The organism is bacterium, assembly GCA_035529855.1.
GTDB lineage: Bacteria > RBG-13-66-14 > B26-G2 > WVWN01 > WVWN01 > WVWN01.
Window position 1 is genome coordinate 1 of sequence record DATKVX010000006.1, and the last position, 16069, is coordinate 16069.

The 16069-nt window shown below is 64.9% G+C and carries 14 protein-coding genes; 4 read left to right on the plus strand and 10 right to left on the minus strand.

The genetic code is table 11. The annotated features are described in order from the left end of the window. Positions 1–47: 47 nt before the first annotated feature. From VMX79_00285 to VMX79_00300, 4 genes are all read right to left on the minus strand, one after another. A complete protein-coding gene (locus VMX79_00285; protein ID HUV85532.1) occupies positions 48–542 on the minus strand; it encodes a hypothetical protein in 495 nt (164 codons plus the stop codon). A 17-nt stretch (positions 543–559) separates the two neighbouring features. Further along, positions 560–1555 carry a D-2-hydroxyacid dehydrogenase gene (locus VMX79_00290; GenBank protein ID HUV85533.1) on the minus strand — a complete coding sequence of 332 codons (996 nt, stop codon included), beginning with the start codon at positions 1553–1555 and terminating at the stop codon, positions 560–562. A 25-nt stretch (positions 1556–1580) separates the two neighbouring features. Further along, positions 1581–2081 (minus strand): phospholipase D-like domain-containing protein, encoded by a 501-nt coding sequence (locus tag VMX79_00295; GenBank protein HUV85534.1) that lies wholly within the window; start codon positions 2079–2081, stop codon positions 1581–1583. Between the two features lie 107 nt (positions 2082–2188). Further along, the gene (locus VMX79_00300; protein HUV85535.1) at positions 2189–3793 is read right to left on the minus strand and encodes a hypothetical protein; all 1605 of its coding nucleotides are present in this window, start codon (positions 3791–3793) and stop codon (positions 2189–2191) included. Between the two features lie 177 nt (positions 3794–3970). On the opposite strand from VMX79_00300, the gene VMX79_00305 reads away from it, so the two are divergent. After that, positions 3971–4444, plus strand: a complete 474-nt coding sequence (locus VMX79_00305) for a hypothetical protein (GenBank protein ID HUV85536.1) — start codon at positions 3971–3973, stop codon at positions 4442–4444. 260 nt (positions 4445–4704) lie between these two features. Here the strand turns inward: VMX79_00305 and VMX79_00310 are convergent, their stop codons facing one another. The 4 genes from VMX79_00310 to VMX79_00325 all read right to left on the minus strand — a co-directional run bounded on the left by VMX79_00310 (position 4705) and on the right by VMX79_00325 (position 8153). Further along, positions 4705–5556, minus strand: a complete 852-nt coding sequence (locus VMX79_00310; protein ID HUV85537.1) for a hypothetical protein — start codon at positions 5554–5556, stop codon at positions 4705–4707. A 36-nt stretch (positions 5557–5592) separates the two neighbouring features. Beyond that, positions 5593–6318, minus strand: a complete 726-nt coding sequence (locus tag VMX79_00315) for a rhomboid family intramembrane serine protease (GenBank protein ID HUV85538.1) — start codon at positions 6316–6318, stop codon at positions 5593–5595. 81 nt (positions 6319–6399) lie between these two features. Beyond that, positions 6400–7251 carry a hypothetical protein gene (locus tag VMX79_00320; GenBank protein HUV85539.1) on the minus strand — a complete coding sequence of 284 codons (852 nt, stop codon included), beginning with the start codon at positions 7249–7251 and terminating at the stop codon, positions 6400–6402. After that, entirely contained in the window at positions 7248–8153 is a 906-nt protein-coding gene (locus VMX79_00325; protein HUV85540.1) for a hypothetical protein, read from the minus strand. Before VMX79_00325 ends, VMX79_00320 begins: the two co-directional genes overlap by 4 nt. 191 nt (positions 8154–8344) lie before the next feature. Here VMX79_00325 and VMX79_00330 point away from each other — a divergent pair, with 191 nt between their 5' ends. The 3 genes from VMX79_00330 to VMX79_00340 all read left to right on the plus strand — a co-directional run bounded on the left by VMX79_00330 (position 8345) and on the right by VMX79_00340 (position 13023). Continuing rightward, a complete protein-coding gene (locus tag VMX79_00330; GenBank protein ID HUV85541.1) occupies positions 8345–10216 on the plus strand; it encodes a VWA domain-containing protein in 1872 nt (623 codons plus the stop codon). Positions 10217–10375: 159 nt separating this feature from the next. Then, a complete protein-coding gene (locus VMX79_00335) occupies positions 10376–11689 on the plus strand; it encodes a bifunctional lysine ketoglutarate reductase /saccharopine dehydrogenase family protein (protein HUV85542.1) in 1314 nt (437 codons plus the stop codon). An 11-nt stretch (positions 11690–11700) separates the two neighbouring features. Continuing rightward, on the plus strand, positions 11701–13023 hold the full coding sequence (locus VMX79_00340) for a saccharopine dehydrogenase C-terminal domain-containing protein (GenBank protein ID HUV85543.1): 1323 nt from the start codon (positions 11701–11703) through the stop codon (positions 13021–13023). 104 nt (positions 13024–13127) lie between these two features. Here the strand turns inward: VMX79_00340 and VMX79_00345 are convergent, their stop codons facing one another. Further along, positions 13128–13304 carry a YHS domain-containing protein gene (locus VMX79_00345; GenBank protein ID HUV85544.1) on the minus strand — a complete coding sequence of 59 codons (177 nt, stop codon included), beginning with the start codon at positions 13302–13304 and terminating at the stop codon, positions 13128–13130. Between the two features lie 151 nt (positions 13305–13455). Continuing rightward, complete coding sequence (locus VMX79_00350) at positions 13456–16062, minus strand: DUF3604 domain-containing protein (protein ID HUV85545.1); 2607 nt, start codon at positions 16060–16062, stop codon at positions 13456–13458. Positions 16063–16069 lie beyond the last annotated feature (7 nt).

Consider the following 16069-nt stretch of genomic DNA (forward strand, 5'->3'; position numbering starts at 1 on the left):
TACATCGCGTCGGCCTCTGTATCGTAAGTTATTTTCACGTAGCGATCTCACATCCCCCACTTGATCTCGCGCACCAGCTCGCGGAACTCGGCCAGCGGGATGCGCCGGGGCCCCTCGGCGAAGCGCGCCAGCTCGAGCTCATCCTCCACCACGTCCGCGACGCCCCAGCGCGTATTCCAGAAGAGGAACGGCCTGTACAGGCCGCCGAAGTCGCGCCGGCCGAAGACAACGTACTGCTCGCCGACCTTGAACTCGAAGGCGACGTCGTGCCCTCCCTCGCCCTCCTCGTCCGGGACGGCGTACGTCGGCTCGAGCCATCCCTCGTTTTCGAAGTCGCCCCAGTAGACCTCGCGGACCTCGGCGCGGACCGGCCCCTCCGCCGGGACCTCGACCACCTTGACCCGCACGATGTTGGGCGCTTGGGCTACCGCTTCCTCGAGCGTGGGCACCGGTGCCGGGGGCCAACTCGCGGCCCGCCCGGGGGCCGACAGCATCGCCACCGCCGCCAACGGCCCGCAGATCTTTTTTAACCGAACCCCCACGTCCGCCTTTCCGGCCGTCAGTACCCCCGCTCCTTGTCTACTTTGGTGGGCGGCTCTTCGCCGGCCAGGAACTTTTGGAAGTTGTCGACGAAGAGCTTCGCCATCCGTTCCCAGTAGTGGGGCGTTACGCCGGCGACGTGGGGCGAGATGATGACGTTGTCCAGGTTGTAGAGCGGGTGGTCGGGGAGGAGCGGCTCTTTCTCGAAGACGTCCAGGCCGGCGCCGGCGATCCACCGGTGACGCAGCGCCTCGAGCAGCATATCCTCCCGCACCAGCGGCCCGCGCCCCACGTTGATGAGGTACGCCGTCTCTTTCATCAGGCGGAACTCGTCGACGCCTATTATGCCCCGCGTCTCGGCGGTGAGGGGCACGCACAGCACGACGAAGTCGGCGCGGGTGAGGAGCTTGGCGAGGCCGTCGGGCGGGTAGACCTCGTCGACGTTCTCGACGGGGGCGCCGTGCCGGCTTACGCCGAGGACGTGCATGCCGAAGGCCTTGCCCAGGCCCGCGACGGCGCGCCCTATGTGCCCCAGGCCGACGACGCCCAGCGTCATGTCGTGCAACTCGTGTATGCTGTAGACGACTTCCCGCCGCGCCCAGCGCCGCTCGTGCTGGTTGGCCGAAGCGATAACCAAGCCCCGGGCGAAGGCGAGTATCATCGCGAAGGCGTGTTCCGCCACCGGTTGGGCGTGGACGCTTACCGACGACGTCACCAAAACCGGGCTCTCCACCAGCGCCGGGTGGAGCGCGTCGTCCACGCCCGCCATCGCGAAGTGAACCCATTTGAGCCGCTTGGCCTTGCGTAACAGCTCGGGCGCGAAGTGCCACACGATCGCGACGTCGACGTCGCCGATCTTGTCCTCGAAATCTTTCTTGCCCAGCGAACGCGCCAGCTGGTATCTGTCGGCCGGGATGTCGGTGGCGGCGAGGGCGTCGCGCAGCGCGCTGTAGGGGTCGGCGTCGTGCGAGAGCGCGACGACGATGTTGAGCGGCTCGTCCTTCTTGGCGGTCATATTCGCTCCCGTCCTGCCGGCGGCCTTACTTCGTGAGGTTCCAAATGAAATCGAAAAATTCCAGGTACTGCTTCGCGAGGTCGGCGTCGTCTATTACGACGAGGTCCGTCATCGGCGACGACGGCGCGTCCTCGATGAAGGGGTAGGAGCCGACGATGACGAAGCGCTCGTCCAGCACCAGGAAGCGGTCGTAGAGGTTGGATTGGCTGCGGTCGTACATGACCTCTACGCCGCCGCCTTTGAGGTGGTCGCCGAGGGCTTTACCCGTGAGCAGGTTTCTCTTGTCGCCGTCGATGATGACGCGGACGCGGCGTCCCCGCTGGGCGGCGAAGATGAGCGCGTCGGCCAGGTTGTAGTCGGTGAAGCGGTCCATCGCGACGACGACGTCGTTCTCCGCTTCGCCTATTATGACGCGAAGCTTGTCGCGCACCGAGACGTCCTGGCCGAACCACGTTACGATTTTCGCGTGGGCCGCGGCCGCGGCAAGCGCAGCTATGAGTATCGCGAGGGCGATTTTTTTCTCCATAATTTAATACCTCGCCGGAATATAGCATAACAGAGCGCGCGGCCGCAACGGCGATGTAAAAAGCGCGCCGGCTCGGCCGCTCCGGCGCGCGCCAAACCGGATGTCGATTAAAAATCTGCGTCGGCGGGCATCAGGACGTATACCGTTTCGCCGGCGCCCGCGCCCGCGTACGAGCCGACGGGGCGCCCTCTAGCCAGGAGACGCTCGCCCAGGTCGCGTACCGGCGGGCCGCCCAAATCGTGGAAAGCGTCGCCCCCGAAGTAAACCGGGCGGCCCCGTTTCAACTCGCCGCGCACCATCTCCTCGATGACCCGGGCGGCCCGTTCGCCGTCGCCCCGCCATCGGTTTACGACCCAGTTCGGCGACTGCGCCCGCCTAAGGCCGCCGAAGTACCGCGCGTGCGTTATCGCCGGCGAATTGGAGAGAAAGGCCAAGGCGTCTTCGGGAATGGTGCCGCCGAGGGCGAGGCCGGCGCGGTAGTCCGCGTTCGCCTCGAGCCGCGTTTGGGGCTTTATCCCGTCGCGCCAGTTGACGTTGGTCACTCCGAGCCAGGCCAGCGCGAGCGCGACCAGCGAAACGAGGTACCACCGCCGCCGCGCCGACACGGCGACGGCGACCGCGGCCAGGAGGCAAGCCGCCGGGACCAACCAGTATTCTACGTGATTCGGCAGCCACCAGGATATGAAGGCCGCGTACGTAAGGAACGTGACGCCGAGCAGGAGGAGGCCGCGGCGCGCGGGGCCGCGCACGAACCATAACGTTAGGTTCGTGCCGCAGACAAACACAGCGAGCCAAAGGGGCAGCGCCACGCGGAGGTGACGCGCGTTCCCCTTCGCGAAGGGCGCCGCGAAATTGTCCCAAAAAGTGTTTACGTAAAAAACCCGCGCCAGGCCGTCGGCGGCGCCGAGGGCGTTGCGCGGCGAAAGGCCGCCCCACCGGTTCATGCGGGCGTAGAAGAAGAACCAATCCAGGTAGGAGCCGGGCGTCTTAAAGCGTATGACGGCCGCGGGGGCGGCGACGTAGGCCAGCGCGACGACGGCGACGTACGCGGTCAAGAGGACGACCGTTTTTTTACCTCTCGCCGTTCCCGCCGTCAGTACGTATATTATCGCCGCGGGGAGGAGGAGGAAATTTATTTGGTGGCAGAGCGCGGCAACGGCGAGGACGCCGCCGCCGAGAGCCGCGGTTTTCGCGCCTCCGGCAGGGACCTTCGCGGCGACGTAGAGGGCCGCGAGGGCCGCCGCCGCCGCGGGGACGTATACGCCGACGCTCGCGGCGTCCCTCCAATAGCAGGCCGCGGTCGCGAGGGCGGCGCCCGCGAGGAGTGCGGCCGCCCGGCCGGCGCCCAACGTTCGGGATAACATATACAGCGAAGCCGCGCCCAGGCCCCCGGCCGCCGCGGATACGAAATGCATGGGGCCCAACGGCCGCCCTGCGAAGCCCAAATGCCGGACGCACGCCAAGGCCGCCCGGCACAACGGGTCGTATAAAACGTGGTGGGGATGCAGCAACTGCGCGAACGGCGCGCTTTCGACCGCCTCGGCGTAGCCCAGCGCGTCGTAGCTGTAGAAGACGTTCCGCGCGGCCAGGTACAGCGCGAAGGCCGCCAGGCCGAGGCCGACGCTTAGAACCCAGTCGAAACGGGGGCCCGCGCCGCGCGCGGCCTTTAATACGGAGCTCAGCCGGTTTTTAACCCGTTCCCGTTTTTCCATTTTAATAATTCCGGTTATTGACGGGAATATAACACAGCGGCGGCGCCGGCCGCAACGGCGATATTGGAACGGATAGCTTTGATATGTTTTTATTATGACAAATTTGGTTGTTTATAAAAAATAATACTTGACAAAGTATAAATTTTCTTTAGAATACTAAAGAAAGGGGGAAGTATTATGCTTAGGAAATACTTCATATGGGCTTTTCTCGCCGTCGGCCTATTTTACGCCGGCGCGACGTACGGGATGGGGTTGGCGGTAGGCGTCTTCGGCGGTTACGCGGTGCCGACGGGGGGTATGGCCGCGGAAGAGGGGTTTGCGTTACGGGAGAGCGGCCAAATTTCAGGTAAGGTGCTCTTAAATGTGAATAATCGTTACAGTTTGGAAATCGGGACCGGCTACCACTTCGGATATCCCCCTTCTAAAAAAGATTATTATTGGGTGGAGGACACAAAAGCCGTAACGGTTACCGGGGGCGCGAATTTTAAAGTTAACTTGTGGAAAATCGCGTTATACGGTAGCGGCGGGGCCGGGTATTATTTTATCGATACTCGAGTAGTAAGTACGGTCGAAGAAGACGGTTTGGGGGGTTGGGCTTACCCCGTTGAGGTAAGTATAGACGGCGCCGGAATTTACTGCGGGGGGCGGTAGCCTACGAATTAGGCAAATTTAGTTTTAGCGTGGGGCCTCGTTTCAACTACATATTCAATAAAGGCACCCACGAAGGGACGATGGAGGAGACTGTCGGGGGTGTTACGATAAAGAGAGAAGTACCGGTTAATAAGAATTGGAACGATGCTTATTTTGAACTAACGGCCGGCGCGACCTACACCTTATTTTAATTTAACGTGAACTTCATGTTATTAAGCCGCCCTCGGGGGCGGCTTTTTTTCGGCATAAATAAGGTTAGGTTAGTCGCCCTTCCCGCCCTTCTCCCCTTCCGCCGGCGCCTCGCGGCGATAGGGCACCGGGACGTACTGCACCGACGGCTGGGAGCGCTTGGCCTGCGGGAAGTACGACATGAACTGATATATCTCGGTCGGCATCTCGTCCGACACCGCGAACCCCAGCTCCCGTGCCTCGTCGAACGTGATGGCGTAGTCGTGGGTCCACGTCCCCTTGGTGAGCTTAACCGCCAACTCGTCGGCGGCGTGGACTTCCATATGGCGCAGGAGTATGTTTTTAACGCGCTGGCGCAGCTGCTCGAGCGCTTTCCTCGCGACGTCGGCCATGATGAGGGTCTGGTCGTCCGTTTGGCCCGGGCGCTTGAGCTCGGTGACTTTGATTATCGAGGCCGCGGGCAAGCCGCCGATCTGCGGGTCGATGGGGCCCAGGACGGCGTTGGGCGCCATCACTATTTCGTCCGCGGCCAGCGCGATGAGGGTCCCGCCGGACATGGCGTAGTGCGGCACGAAGACGGTGACCTTGGCCGGGTGGCCGAGGAGCGCCGACGCGATCTGGTCCGTGGGCAGGACCAGACCCCCCGGCGTGTGGATGATGAAGTCGATGGGCACGTCGTCGTCGGTGAGGCGCACCGCGCGCATGACCTCTTCGGCGTCGTTTATGTCTATGAAGCGCATGATGGGGAAGCCCAGCAGGCTCATCGTCTCCTGGCGGTGGACCATCGCAATTACGCGGCTCTTGCGGCGCCGCTCGATGGCGCGCATCGCGCCCAGCCGCCGGCTCTCCATAAACTTCCGCTGCAGTACCGGCAGCACGAGCGCTATTACTATGAATATCCAAAATAGGTCGAGAAATTTCATATCGCCCTCCGCCGGGCGGCGTTTTCTTTCGTCGCGTTAGGGCGCCGTCTGGTAGCGATGGCGCCGGCACTTCGGGAAGATGCAAATCAATACCACGCCGGCGACGAAGCCGCCCAAGTGCGCCCACCAGGCGACGCCGCCGCTGGTCGCGCCCGCCAAGTCGAGTACGCCGGTGAACAATTGAATCAATACCCAGATGCCGAGGTAGATCCACGCCGGCACCTCTATGAACCAGGCGTAGAAGATGACCGGTATCAACGTGAGGACCTTCGCTCTGGGGTAGAGCACTAAGTAGGCCCCCATCACGCCGGCGATGGCGCCCGAGGCGCCGATGGTCGGAACCGCGGACCCGCCCGATATCGCCGTCGTCAGGAACGCGTGGGCCAGCCCCGCGCCCACGCCGCACAATACGTAGAACAGGGCGTAGCCGAGATGGCCCAGCCGGTCCTCGACGTTGTCGCCGAATATCCACAGGAAGAGCAGGTTGCCGATTATGTGGATCCACCCGGCGTGGATGAACGTCGACGTGACCAGCGGTATCACGCCGGCGACGACGGACGCCGGCGCCGAGAAGTCCACCGCCATCAGCCGCGTCGGGACCAGGCCGTAGTGATTTATAAACCCCTCCAGCCGCCCGGGGCCCATCGTCAGCTCGACGTAGAAGACGAGGGCGTTGGCCAGTATAATGGCGATGTTGACGAACGGGAACCGCTGCGCCCGGGGGCTGTCTTTGATGGGGATCATGCGTTGGTATATTACCAAAAAACGCGCGCGTTATTAAGTAAAAAGACGGCCGGCTCGAGCCGGCCGTGACTAAAGGAGGGTATCCTCCGATGCGCGTTCTTATTTGAGGGCCGCGAGCGCCTCGTCGAAGTAGGCGGCGTAGCTCGAGGCCAGGCGGACCAGGGCGTCCGCGGCCGCGGCCTCCTCGTCCTCGCCGAACCCCCGGAACTCAGCCGGGCGCGCCTGCCGCTCCGCCAGGATCTGGCCCGACGAGGTATCGACCGCCCGGGCGTTGCCCGCCGCGTGGGCGATGCGCAGGCCGGCGAAGGGGTTCTCGCCGACGTACGGCAGCTCGTCCCCGACGACGCCGGCGTCCGCCGTGGATACCTCGCCGTACAGTATCACCTGCGCCAGGTACCTGCGGCCCATCGTCTGGAGCTCGCCGCGCGGCAGCGTATCGGCGTCGGCGAAGTCCTTTTGGCCTTCGGCGCCGCCCAGGTAAGCCGCGTCCAGGCAGGCGTACCCGGCGGCCACCAACCGCTCGCGTATTATCCCCTCGACGAGGCGGCTCTCGGCCGGCGCCGCGTCCTTGACGATGACGCTCACGACGACGGCGTTCTTAAGGCGGTCGAGCTCGGCCGCCAGGCCCAGGTCCTCGACGTCGCAGCTCAGCGTCACCTCGTAGAAGCCGTCCACCTCGCGCTCGCCGGTGACGACCTCGTTCGTGACGAGCCCCTTCGATTTCGTGTAAACCTCGTCCTCGATGAGCAGTTGATTCTCCAGCCGGACCGTGGCGTCGACGATGACGCCTACCGCTTCCTCCACCGCGCGGCGCCGCGCGTTGGCTCGAGCGGCCTCGCGGTCCGCCGCCGCGTCGCCGGTGGCCGGCGCGCGCCCCACGACGACGACGCCGTAGGCCGCGGCCGCGGCCAGCAACGCCGCCAGCAGCACGCCCGCCCGCGCGCGCATCACTCGAGCCCCCGCGTCATGATGACCAGCCGGCCGCCCTTGAGAACGTCCGCTTGCGCGTCGAGCTGGAACAGGATGTCGACGATTTGAGAGGGCAGGACCAGGTCGCAGGCGTATTCGCCCACGGCCTTGAGGGCTTTTATAACCAGCGGCTGGGCGCCGGCGCCCTTCTCCTGCGCCTGCTCGAGCGTCTTCACGTACGACGCCACCCCCAGCGCGGACACGCGCGCCGGCCCGAGGGTCTCGGCGCCGTAGACGACGAAGCCGTCTTCGGTTAGAAGGGTGGGGGCGAGCGCCGGGTCGGCCGGGAGGCCGGTGGCGTCTATGACGACGCCGGTGTAGTCGCCGACCGACGTGGGGACGGTTCCGGGTTTATAGGCCGGCGCGCCGGCGTTCGCCGCCGGGACCTCCGCCGCTAATGCGGCAAGGCCGCGCGCCGTAGTCATCGGCACCGAGAGCGTTACGGCGCACAGTATGGAGCCGTCGTCCAACATCTCGTGGGAAACTTTGACCTCGTGGGCGTCGCGGACCAGGCCCCGCGTCTGCGTCGTCAGCGCGTCGCTCGTCGCGACCGCGCCGCTGACCGTCGTCCGGGAGTTAACCTGGACGCCGTATATCCGCTCGGCGAGTTTGCGGTAGGCGAGGGCGCGGGCCGTCTCCTCGGCCTGGCTCAGCGCGTGGGCCTTGCTCTGCGCCAGCGCGAGGTTGGCCGCGCCGACGGCGGTAACTTCTATATACCCGTCGGTCCAGTTGGTCACGGCGACGCCGCCCTCGTCTTCCTCGACGCCGGCGACCATTTCCTCGGCCGCGGTCGCCGCGGCCGCGGCGACTTCCTCCAGGACGGCCGCCCGTCCCCAGCCGGCGAGCAGCAATATAATAACGAATAAAGTTGCCTTGAAATGCATATCGGCCTCCGGTGTAAGTGGTGCCGTCTTTACGTTTACGACCCTCCGGCGGGGCTAACGGTTTAACGCTCGCTTTTATTGCAGGTTAAACTATTCCCGGGCCGCCGCGGTCATATAGGCAAAGACGGCCTTATTAACCTCGGTAACTTTTTCGGAACGGATATCAACGCCATAATTAAGAGGAGCGGCATATGAAAAAGGTATTAATATTCCTGGTAATTACGGCTTGCGGCGCGGCGGCTTCGGCGGTCGACGTATCCCTCGCCGCGGCCGACTTGGCGCCGATGAGCGTCGCGTTACCGGCCGGGGGCGGCGAGGCCGACTACAAAGACGCCGCGATCGCGGTCCTCCCGTTCGTCAACACCTCGAGTTCGACCAAGCTCGACTACCTCGAGCTCGCGCTGGCCAAGATGCTGGTAACGGACCTCAAGCAGTCGCAGAGCCTCAAGGTCGTGACGCGCGACAACCTCGACGACGTGTTGGCGGAGCTCAAGCTGGAGCGGTCCGCGCTGGTCGACCCGGCGAACGCGCAGAAGGTCGGTAAGCTCCTGGGGGCGGACCTCATCGTCGCGGGCTCCATCGCCGCGGTCTCGAACGCGCTCCGCCTCGACGCCCACGTCATCGACGTCGCGACCGCCGAGGTCGTAGCGGCCGCGAAGGTGGAGGGCGCCGGCGAGCACGAGGCGCTGCAGATGGTGGATACGCTCGCTATGGCCGTCATATCGGACCTGACCGGCGAGGCCATAGTCTTGAACTCGTACGACCCGCTGCACGGTTCCTTCGACCCGGCGCACTCCAGCGACGCGCTCACCTTCTGGCCCATCCTGGGGAACGAGTACGGCCTGGTGGGTACCGCCGCCACGGCCTACCTCGAGCTTAAATTCCGCGCCGGCGAGGTCCCGGCCGCCGTCACCAAGGACCGGCCGCCGCTGAACCTCTGCCTGGTCATCGACCGCTCGGGCTCGATGAGGAGCGCGGGCAAGCTGGAGTACGTCAAGGAAGCGGCCCGGTACGTCGTCGACAACCTCGGCCCGCAGGACCGCATCAGCATCGTCGCTTTCGACTCCGACGTTAAGGTGGTCGAGAAGAATACCCGCGTCGAGAACAAGATGCTCCTGAAGTCTAAAATAGACGAGCTCTTTGCCGGTACCAATACCAACCTCTCGGCCGGCCTGGAGGAAGGCTACGCCCAGGCCAAGAAGGGCAAGAAGAAGAACTACCTCAACCGCGTCATCCTGCTCTCCGACGGCCTGGCCAACGAGGGCATAACGGACCTCGAGAAGCTGGCCTCCATCGCCCGCGACTGGGAGAAGAAGGACGTGTACACCACCGCCATGGGCGTGGGCGCCGATTACGACGACCAGCTGTTGACGCTCATCGCCACCGGCGGCGCCGGCAACTACTACTACATCGACAAGCCGAGCGCGGTGCCTACTATCTTCGCCCGCGAGCTCTCGGGCATCGTCAACGTCGCGGCGAGCGGCATCGCCGTAGACCTGGCGCTGGAGCCCGGCGTCCGCGTGGCCAAGGTCCACGGCTACCAGTATCGCGACCTGGGCGGCGGCCGCTACGAGATCCCGGTGGGCGACATCGCCTCGAGCCAGGAGTACACCGTCTTCGTGGAGCTCGAGCTGCCGGCGGTAAACGAGGAGAAGACCGTGTCCCTCGGTACCGTGGCCGTCCGCTACGACGACCAATTCGTTAAGAAGGCCGTAACGTCGCCCCCCACCCGCCTCGCGATGCACTTCGTGCCGGAGGTCGAGGTGGTGGCCGCCAACGAGGTTCCGGAAGTGGTCAATACCGCGTACCTGATGGAGAACGCCGCGGCGATGGACAAGGCCCAGCGGCTGGTCGCCGAAGGCCGGCGGGGCGAGGCCCAGGAACTTTTGAAGAAACAGAAGGAGCTGAGCCGCGACCGCGCGGCCTCGGGCCAGAGCCAGGCCCTCCTCGACAGCGCCAACGACATGGAGGAGTTGGAAGAACAGGCGGACGATGAGGACAGCCCCGACGCCGCGGTGATGAAGGCCGCAGGCGCCGCAGCCACCGAGACGAGATACCACTAAACTCCGCCCCCGCCCGCTCGTAAAACCAGCCCCGCGGCCTCAAGCCGCGGGGTTGATTTATCGGCGGCGGTGTGGTATCTTTCGCGCCGCACGAGAGGTATTTCACCCGCCTGCCGTCGCGTCGCTTTTTGAGCGGTACACTGTTTTTTTCGCGCGGAAATGAACCAACCCACCATAGGCATACGCCGGGAAGACGTCAACCCGTGGGAGCGGCGCGCGCCGCTGACGCCGCGGGAAGTGGCGCGCCTCGTCGCGGACGAGGGCTTGTCGGTCATAGTCCAACCCTCCGACGTACGCGTATTCGACGACGACGCCTACGCCCGCGCCGGCGCGACGGTCGCCGACGACCTGGGTCCGGGCGACGTCATATTCGCCGTGAAGGAGATTCCGCCCGACCTTATACTCGCCGATAAAACGTACGTCTTTTTCTCGCACGTAATAAAGGGGCAACCCGCCAACATGCCGATGCTGCGGCGGCTCGTCGAGCGGCGGTGCTCGTTGGTGGATTACGAGCGCGTCGTCGACGACGAGGGGCGGCGGCTGGTCTTCTTCGGCCGGTACGCGGGCCTGGCCGGTATGATCGATACGCTGTGGGCGCTGGGCCGCCGGCTCGCCTGGGAGGGGCGGGAGACGCCGTTTGCGGCGCTCAAGGCCGCGTGGGAATACGAGGACCTGGCGGCCGCGCGGGCGGCGGTGGCGGGAGTGGGCGAGCGCGTCGCGGCCGAGGGCGTCGGCGCCGGCCTGGCGCCGTTGACCGTGGCCTTCGCCGGCTACGGCAACGTCTCGCGCGGCGCCCAGGAGATATTGGACATCCTCCCGCACGAGGAGATAGCGCCGGGCGACGTGGCGGCGATAGCGTCGCGAGCCGAGCCGTCGGACAAAGTGGTTTATAAGGTCGTTTTCAAAGAGGAGGACATGGTCGAGGCGAAAGAGCCGGGCGCCGCTTTCGACCTCCAGGATTATTACGACCACCCCGAAAAGTACAGGCCGGTTCTGGCGGCGTACCTGCCGCACGTCACCGTCCTCGTCAACTGCATCTATTGGGAGGCGCGGTATCCCCGTTTCGTAACGAAGGCCGACCTGGCGTCGCTCTACGGCGGCTCCCAACCGCGGTTGCGCGTCGTTGGCGACATAAGTTGCGACGTGGAGGGAGGCATCGAGGCGACCGTCAAACAGGTGGACTCCGCGTCGCCGGTTTACGTCTACGACGTCGACCGGGGCGAGGCGGTGGACGGCGTCGCCGGGAACGGCCCGGTCATACTCGCGGTGGCCAACCTGCCGGCGGAGTTGCCGCGGGACTCGTCGGCGTATTTCGGCGAGCGGCTCGAGCCGTACGTGGCACCCATCGCCCGGGCGGCCTGGCGGGGCTCCTTCGACGCCGTCGAGCTGCCCGGGCCCATAAGGGCCGCGACCATCCTCTACCGCGGCGAGTTCACGCCGCCTTACAAGTATATCGAGGAGTATATAAAGTAAAGGCCGGGATTATGCCGAAAGACGTATTAGTATTGGGCGCGGGGATGGTGGCGAAGCCGCTGGTCGACTACCTGCTGGCGCGGCCGGATTTCCGCGTTACGGTGGCGAGCCGCACGGTGGCCAAGGCCGAGGCGCTGGTGGCGGGACGCGAGCGCGGCCTCGCGCAGCCGCTGAACGTACAAGACGAGAAAAAACTCGACGCCGACGTCGCCGCCGCGGACCTGGTCATCAGCCTGGTTCCGTATATTTATCACGTCGCGATAGCCGAGCGCTGCCTGGCCCACGGCAAGCCGCTCGTTACGACGTCGTACGTGAGCGACGAGATGCGCGCCCTCGACGACCGCGCGCGCGAGGCCGGCGTCTTGCTGCTGAACGAGATCGGCCTCGACCCGGGCATCGACCATATGTCGGCGATGAAGGTAATACACGCCGCGCAGCGCGAAGGAGGCCGCGTCGTTTCCTTTAAGTCTTATTGCGGCGGCCTTCCCGCGCCCGAGGCCGACACCAATCCCTGGGGATACAAGTTCTCCTGGAGCCCGCGGGCGGTCATTCTGGCGTCGCGCAACGCGGCGCGATACCTCGAGCGCGGCCGCGAGGTGAACGTCCCGGGCGACGAGCTTTTCGCCGATTGCCGCGCCGTCGACGTCCCGGGCGCCGGCGAGTTCGAGTGCTATCCCAACCGCGACTCGCTGCCGTACGTAGAGACCTACGGCTTGAAGTACGTCGAGACGATGTTCCGGGGGACGCTGCGAAACGCCGGGTGGTGCGAGACGTGGCTCGCTCTTTCGCGGCTCGGCTTCCTCGACGACGCGCCGCTAAACTGCGAGGGGTTGACGTACCGCGGGTTCTCGGCGCGGGCGTTGGGCGTCGACGCCGCGGACGCCGAGAGCGCGTTCGCGGCCCGGGCCGGCGTGGCGGAGGATTCGCCGGTTGTGGGCCGGCTAGAGTGGCTGGGCTTCTTTTCGGACGAGCCCGTTCCGCAGGCCGAGGCCGCGCCGATGGACGTCCTCGCCGAGCGGCTGGCCGAAAAGTGTCCCTACGGCGAAAGCGAGCGCGACATGATCGTGCTGCACCACGAGTTCGACGTCGGCTACGGCGGCCGCGGCGAGCGCGTCACGTCGACGCTGGTCGACTTCGGCGTACCGGGCGGCGACTCGGCGATGGCGCGCACGGTGAGCCTCCCCGCGGCGATAGCGGCGCGCCTGATTCTCGAGGGGAAGATTGCGCTGGCGGGCGTTCAAATCCCGGTGCTGCCCGAAATCTACGAGCCGGTCCTGGCCGAGCTCGAGCGTTTCGGCATCACGTGCGTCGAGCGTAAGGGCCCGCTCGAGTAGTATCCGGTTGTTCTATTAAAAGTAGGTTGCGGGCGAGGTTTATTCGTCACAAGAAAAAGCCGGCCTTGAACCAAGGCCGGCCTTATTTCGCCGAGAGTGACTCCCTAGCCGCCGCAGCAGCCGCTTTTTTTCTCCTCGCCGCCCAGGTACTTCTCCGGGTCGGCCTCGAAGGCCACTTTGCAGCCCGGCGCGCAGAAATAGTACGTCTGACCCTTGTATTCCGTCGTCGCCGGCGGGGTCGCCTCGTCGACGTCCATACCGCATACGGGGTCTTTCGCCATTACGGGATACCTCCTTTTTGTAGGCCCCGTTTCCGTTGGAAAGAAACCGGACCCAGCGTTCGTTTAATTAATTAACTTAACGTGCCGTCTTTGTCAAAAGGTTTCCGGCCGTCGGCCGCGACTTCGCTTTGGGTCGGGCCCCGCGGCCTCGTTATTCGTACGCGACTTGTTGGGCCTCCACTTTGTCCACGTATATTATCGCGTTACCGATATACTTCACTTTGAATTCGCAGACCGACTTTTCGAGCAGTTCGAAATCCAGCGCGAATTTTTTATAGTCCTGGCCGCTCGCGAGCGAGGATACGCTGAGCACTTTGGCCGTCGTCGGCTCCGGGGTTTCCCGCGTGCCGGCGGGGGCGATGGCCACGCTTATCTCCGCGGCCGGCGAGGACGACGCGGCGGCGCCGTCGGCGCGAAGGTAAAAGTACGCCCGGTATTCGCCGCGCTCCAGCTCCTCGTACGGGCCCCACAGGACCGTCTTCTCGTATAAGTTGTCGGCCGGCGAAACGCGCAGCGCGGAACCGCCCGAGGCGACGGCGTCCTCGACCTGGTTACCCATAAACGTCTTTTTCGTATCCTCGGCCTCGAACGTCCACCAGCGGCCTACCCACCGCGGCTCGCGCCAGGGATACGGGAAGACGCACGCTTCGGTTACGTTTAACGGCGCGGCGCCTTCGTACGCGAGGCGGACGTCCCACTTCTGCGGCGGCACCTTGAAGTTAAGGGTTATGTTTTGTTCGCCCGCCGCCGTTTCGGCGGTCGCGACGGCCTCCCCACCCGCGATTATTTTGACTTCCCCGGGGCCGGCCGCGGTCGCTTTTAGGCGAACGGCGTAGTTTTCGAAATCGCGGTTGTTCGGAGGCGGGAACGTAAGTTTTTCCCCCGGCCCGAGTTCGCGGCCCTGCGCCGCGTCTATCGACAGCCACTCGCCGCCCGCGACCCATACCGGCGTCGCGAACGCTGTGTGGTCGTCTTCGGAAATGACGCGCAGGTAATAGTAGCTCGGCGCGCCGTCGTACCCGTCGTCGCGCCAGGAGAACGGGACGTAGCTGCGGCCCGCGGCGTCCGGTACCGTATACGCCGTTTCGCCGCCGCGGACAACTTCGAGCGATTTTATAACGCCCTCGGTCGCGACCTCCCCTTCGACCAGCGGCCGCTCCTTGACCGGGGTAATGCTCGCCATACCGGCGCCGTCGACGGCGAGGTCGACGAAGTCCCGGTTGCCGGAGGTCGCGTAAACCCGCCGGTCGTACAGCGCGTCGAAGATCGCCTGTCGCGTATTTTCTTGGGCCAGAAACGCGGTGATCCCGCCGATGTACCACATCTGCCGCATACGACTCGGGCCGCGGTTTTGCCCGGGCGCGCCGTTGTGGTTGTCGCCGCCGCCCACGAACCCCAATAGATGATACGAATTCAGCGCGTCCACCACGCCGCCGCCCCGCCACATGCGGCCTTTCCAAAACGGGTTGCCCTCGTACTCCGAAACGCCCCAGTGCGACACGATTTCGACGCAACGGGAGTACGCCGGGTCGACGTGGTCCCACCTGAAGCCGCCGAGCGTGTGGTGCGCTATCGTAATTACTTCGCCGGGCCGATACTTCGCCCACAACTCTTCCGGCGTATCCGTGGGGTCGTCGTACGCGCGATAGAACGAGCCGCCTTTGCCGCGCAAATATACGCACCGGTGGCCGTACCCGCCGGACCAGGCGTCGCTGGTCCACTCGTATCCCAGGAGCGTCACGAAGGCCGGCGGGTCGTTCTTGGCGTTGGTTATCGAGACTAGTTTGCCCCATTCGCCGCCGTACAGGTTTTCGGCGTGGTCGGTCAGGACCGTTACGTCCAACAACGCGACGTACCGGCCGTAATCGAAGTATTCGTCCGGCTGCCGCATGCCGTCCGAGAAAGCCGAGTGGCCGTGTACGTCGCCCCAGAATATGCGCCGCTCCCAGCTCGGGCGGCAGACTACCGGGTTGCTCCGGCCGGCGAGGCCGCCGCCGCGAACGTCGACGCGATATACCCCCGGCGCGGTTACGGAGAATCCGTCGAGCTCGAGGTAGTTTCCGTTTTGCTTTTTAATCGAGGCCGCCGCGGGCCCCGTTACCCCCTCGCCCGAGAGGGTGACGTCCCCCTTCCAAGGTTCGCCCGCGGGATTGTTGTTTTGGTCCAAGACCGCGACCTTGACCGCGAACGGTTCACCGGCCGTAACGCAGGTCGGTGCCACGACGCGGAATTGGGCCGCCGGCCCGGCCGGGATGCGTACCACCGTCGCCCGGCCCTCGGCGATGGTAGGCCGTCCGCCGTCGCCGCCCGGCCCCTTCACGTACGTCGCGAAGGCCTTCTCGTCCTGGTTGAAGGGGTGGGTATGCTCGCGCGTTAAGAACAGCTTGAATTTCGCACCGCGCTTCAATATACCTTTTTTCACGGTCGCCCGGATGACGTAACCGCGGGCACTCTCGATTTCGGCCGAGAAACCGAGCTCCGCCCCGCGCGGCGGTTTCCCGCTCAGGTAGTTTTCGCCGTTGGGGTCGTCGGTCTGCGGGAGGCCGAAGTGGAAAGGGATTTCGATTACGACCGCCGAACCCGCCGGCGCGTCCACCGGCATGATAACTTCGAAAGTGATTTTAGGAATGACGGCCCCGGCGGGTAAAACGTCCGGCTTAATCTTTACCCACGGTTTCGCCGTTTCGGCCTCTTTGCCGCCGGCGACGGTGCTCGCCGTCGCGACCAGAAACGCACTTATTAGGATTTCGCGCCACATTAGTCAT

What these genes read in the sequence shown, in the direction of transcription:
- VMX79_00290 (HUV85533.1), bottom strand. Translation starts at nt 1,555, where the DNA reads ATGACCGCCAAGAAGGACGAGCCGCTCAACATCGTCGTCGCGCTCTCG.
- VMX79_00295 (HUV85534.1), bottom strand. Translation starts at nt 2,081, where the DNA reads ATGGAGAAAAAAATCGCCCTCGCGATACTCATAGCTGCGCTTGCCGCG.
- VMX79_00300 (HUV85535.1), bottom strand. Translation starts at nt 3,793, where the DNA reads ATGGAAAAACGGGAACGGGTTAAAAACCGGCTGAGCTCCGTATTAAAG.
- VMX79_00305 (HUV85536.1), top strand. Translation starts at nt 3,971, where the DNA reads ATGCTTAGGAAATACTTCATATGGGCTTTTCTCGCCGTCGGCCTATTT.
- VMX79_00310 (HUV85537.1), bottom strand. Translation starts at nt 5,556, where the DNA reads ATGAAATTTCTCGACCTATTTTGGATATTCATAGTAATAGCGCTCGTG.
- VMX79_00325 (HUV85540.1), bottom strand. Translation starts at nt 8,153, where the DNA reads ATGCATTTCAAGGCAACTTTATTCGTTATTATATTGCTGCTCGCCGGC.
- VMX79_00330 (HUV85541.1), top strand. Translation starts at nt 8,345, where the DNA reads ATGAAAAAGGTATTAATATTCCTGGTAATTACGGCTTGCGGCGCGGCG.
- VMX79_00335 (HUV85542.1), top strand. Translation starts at nt 10,376, where the DNA reads ATGAACCAACCCACCATAGGCATACGCCGGGAAGACGTCAACCCGTGG.
- VMX79_00340 (HUV85543.1), top strand. Translation starts at nt 11,701, where the DNA reads ATGCCGAAAGACGTATTAGTATTGGGCGCGGGGATGGTGGCGAAGCCG.
- VMX79_00345 (HUV85544.1), bottom strand. Translation starts at nt 13,304, where the DNA reads ATGGCGAAAGACCCCGTATGCGGTATGGACGTCGACGAGGCGACCCCG.
- VMX79_00350 (HUV85545.1), bottom strand. Translation starts at nt 16,062, where the DNA reads ATGTGGCGCGAAATCCTAATAAGTGCGTTTCTGGTCGCGACGGCGAGC.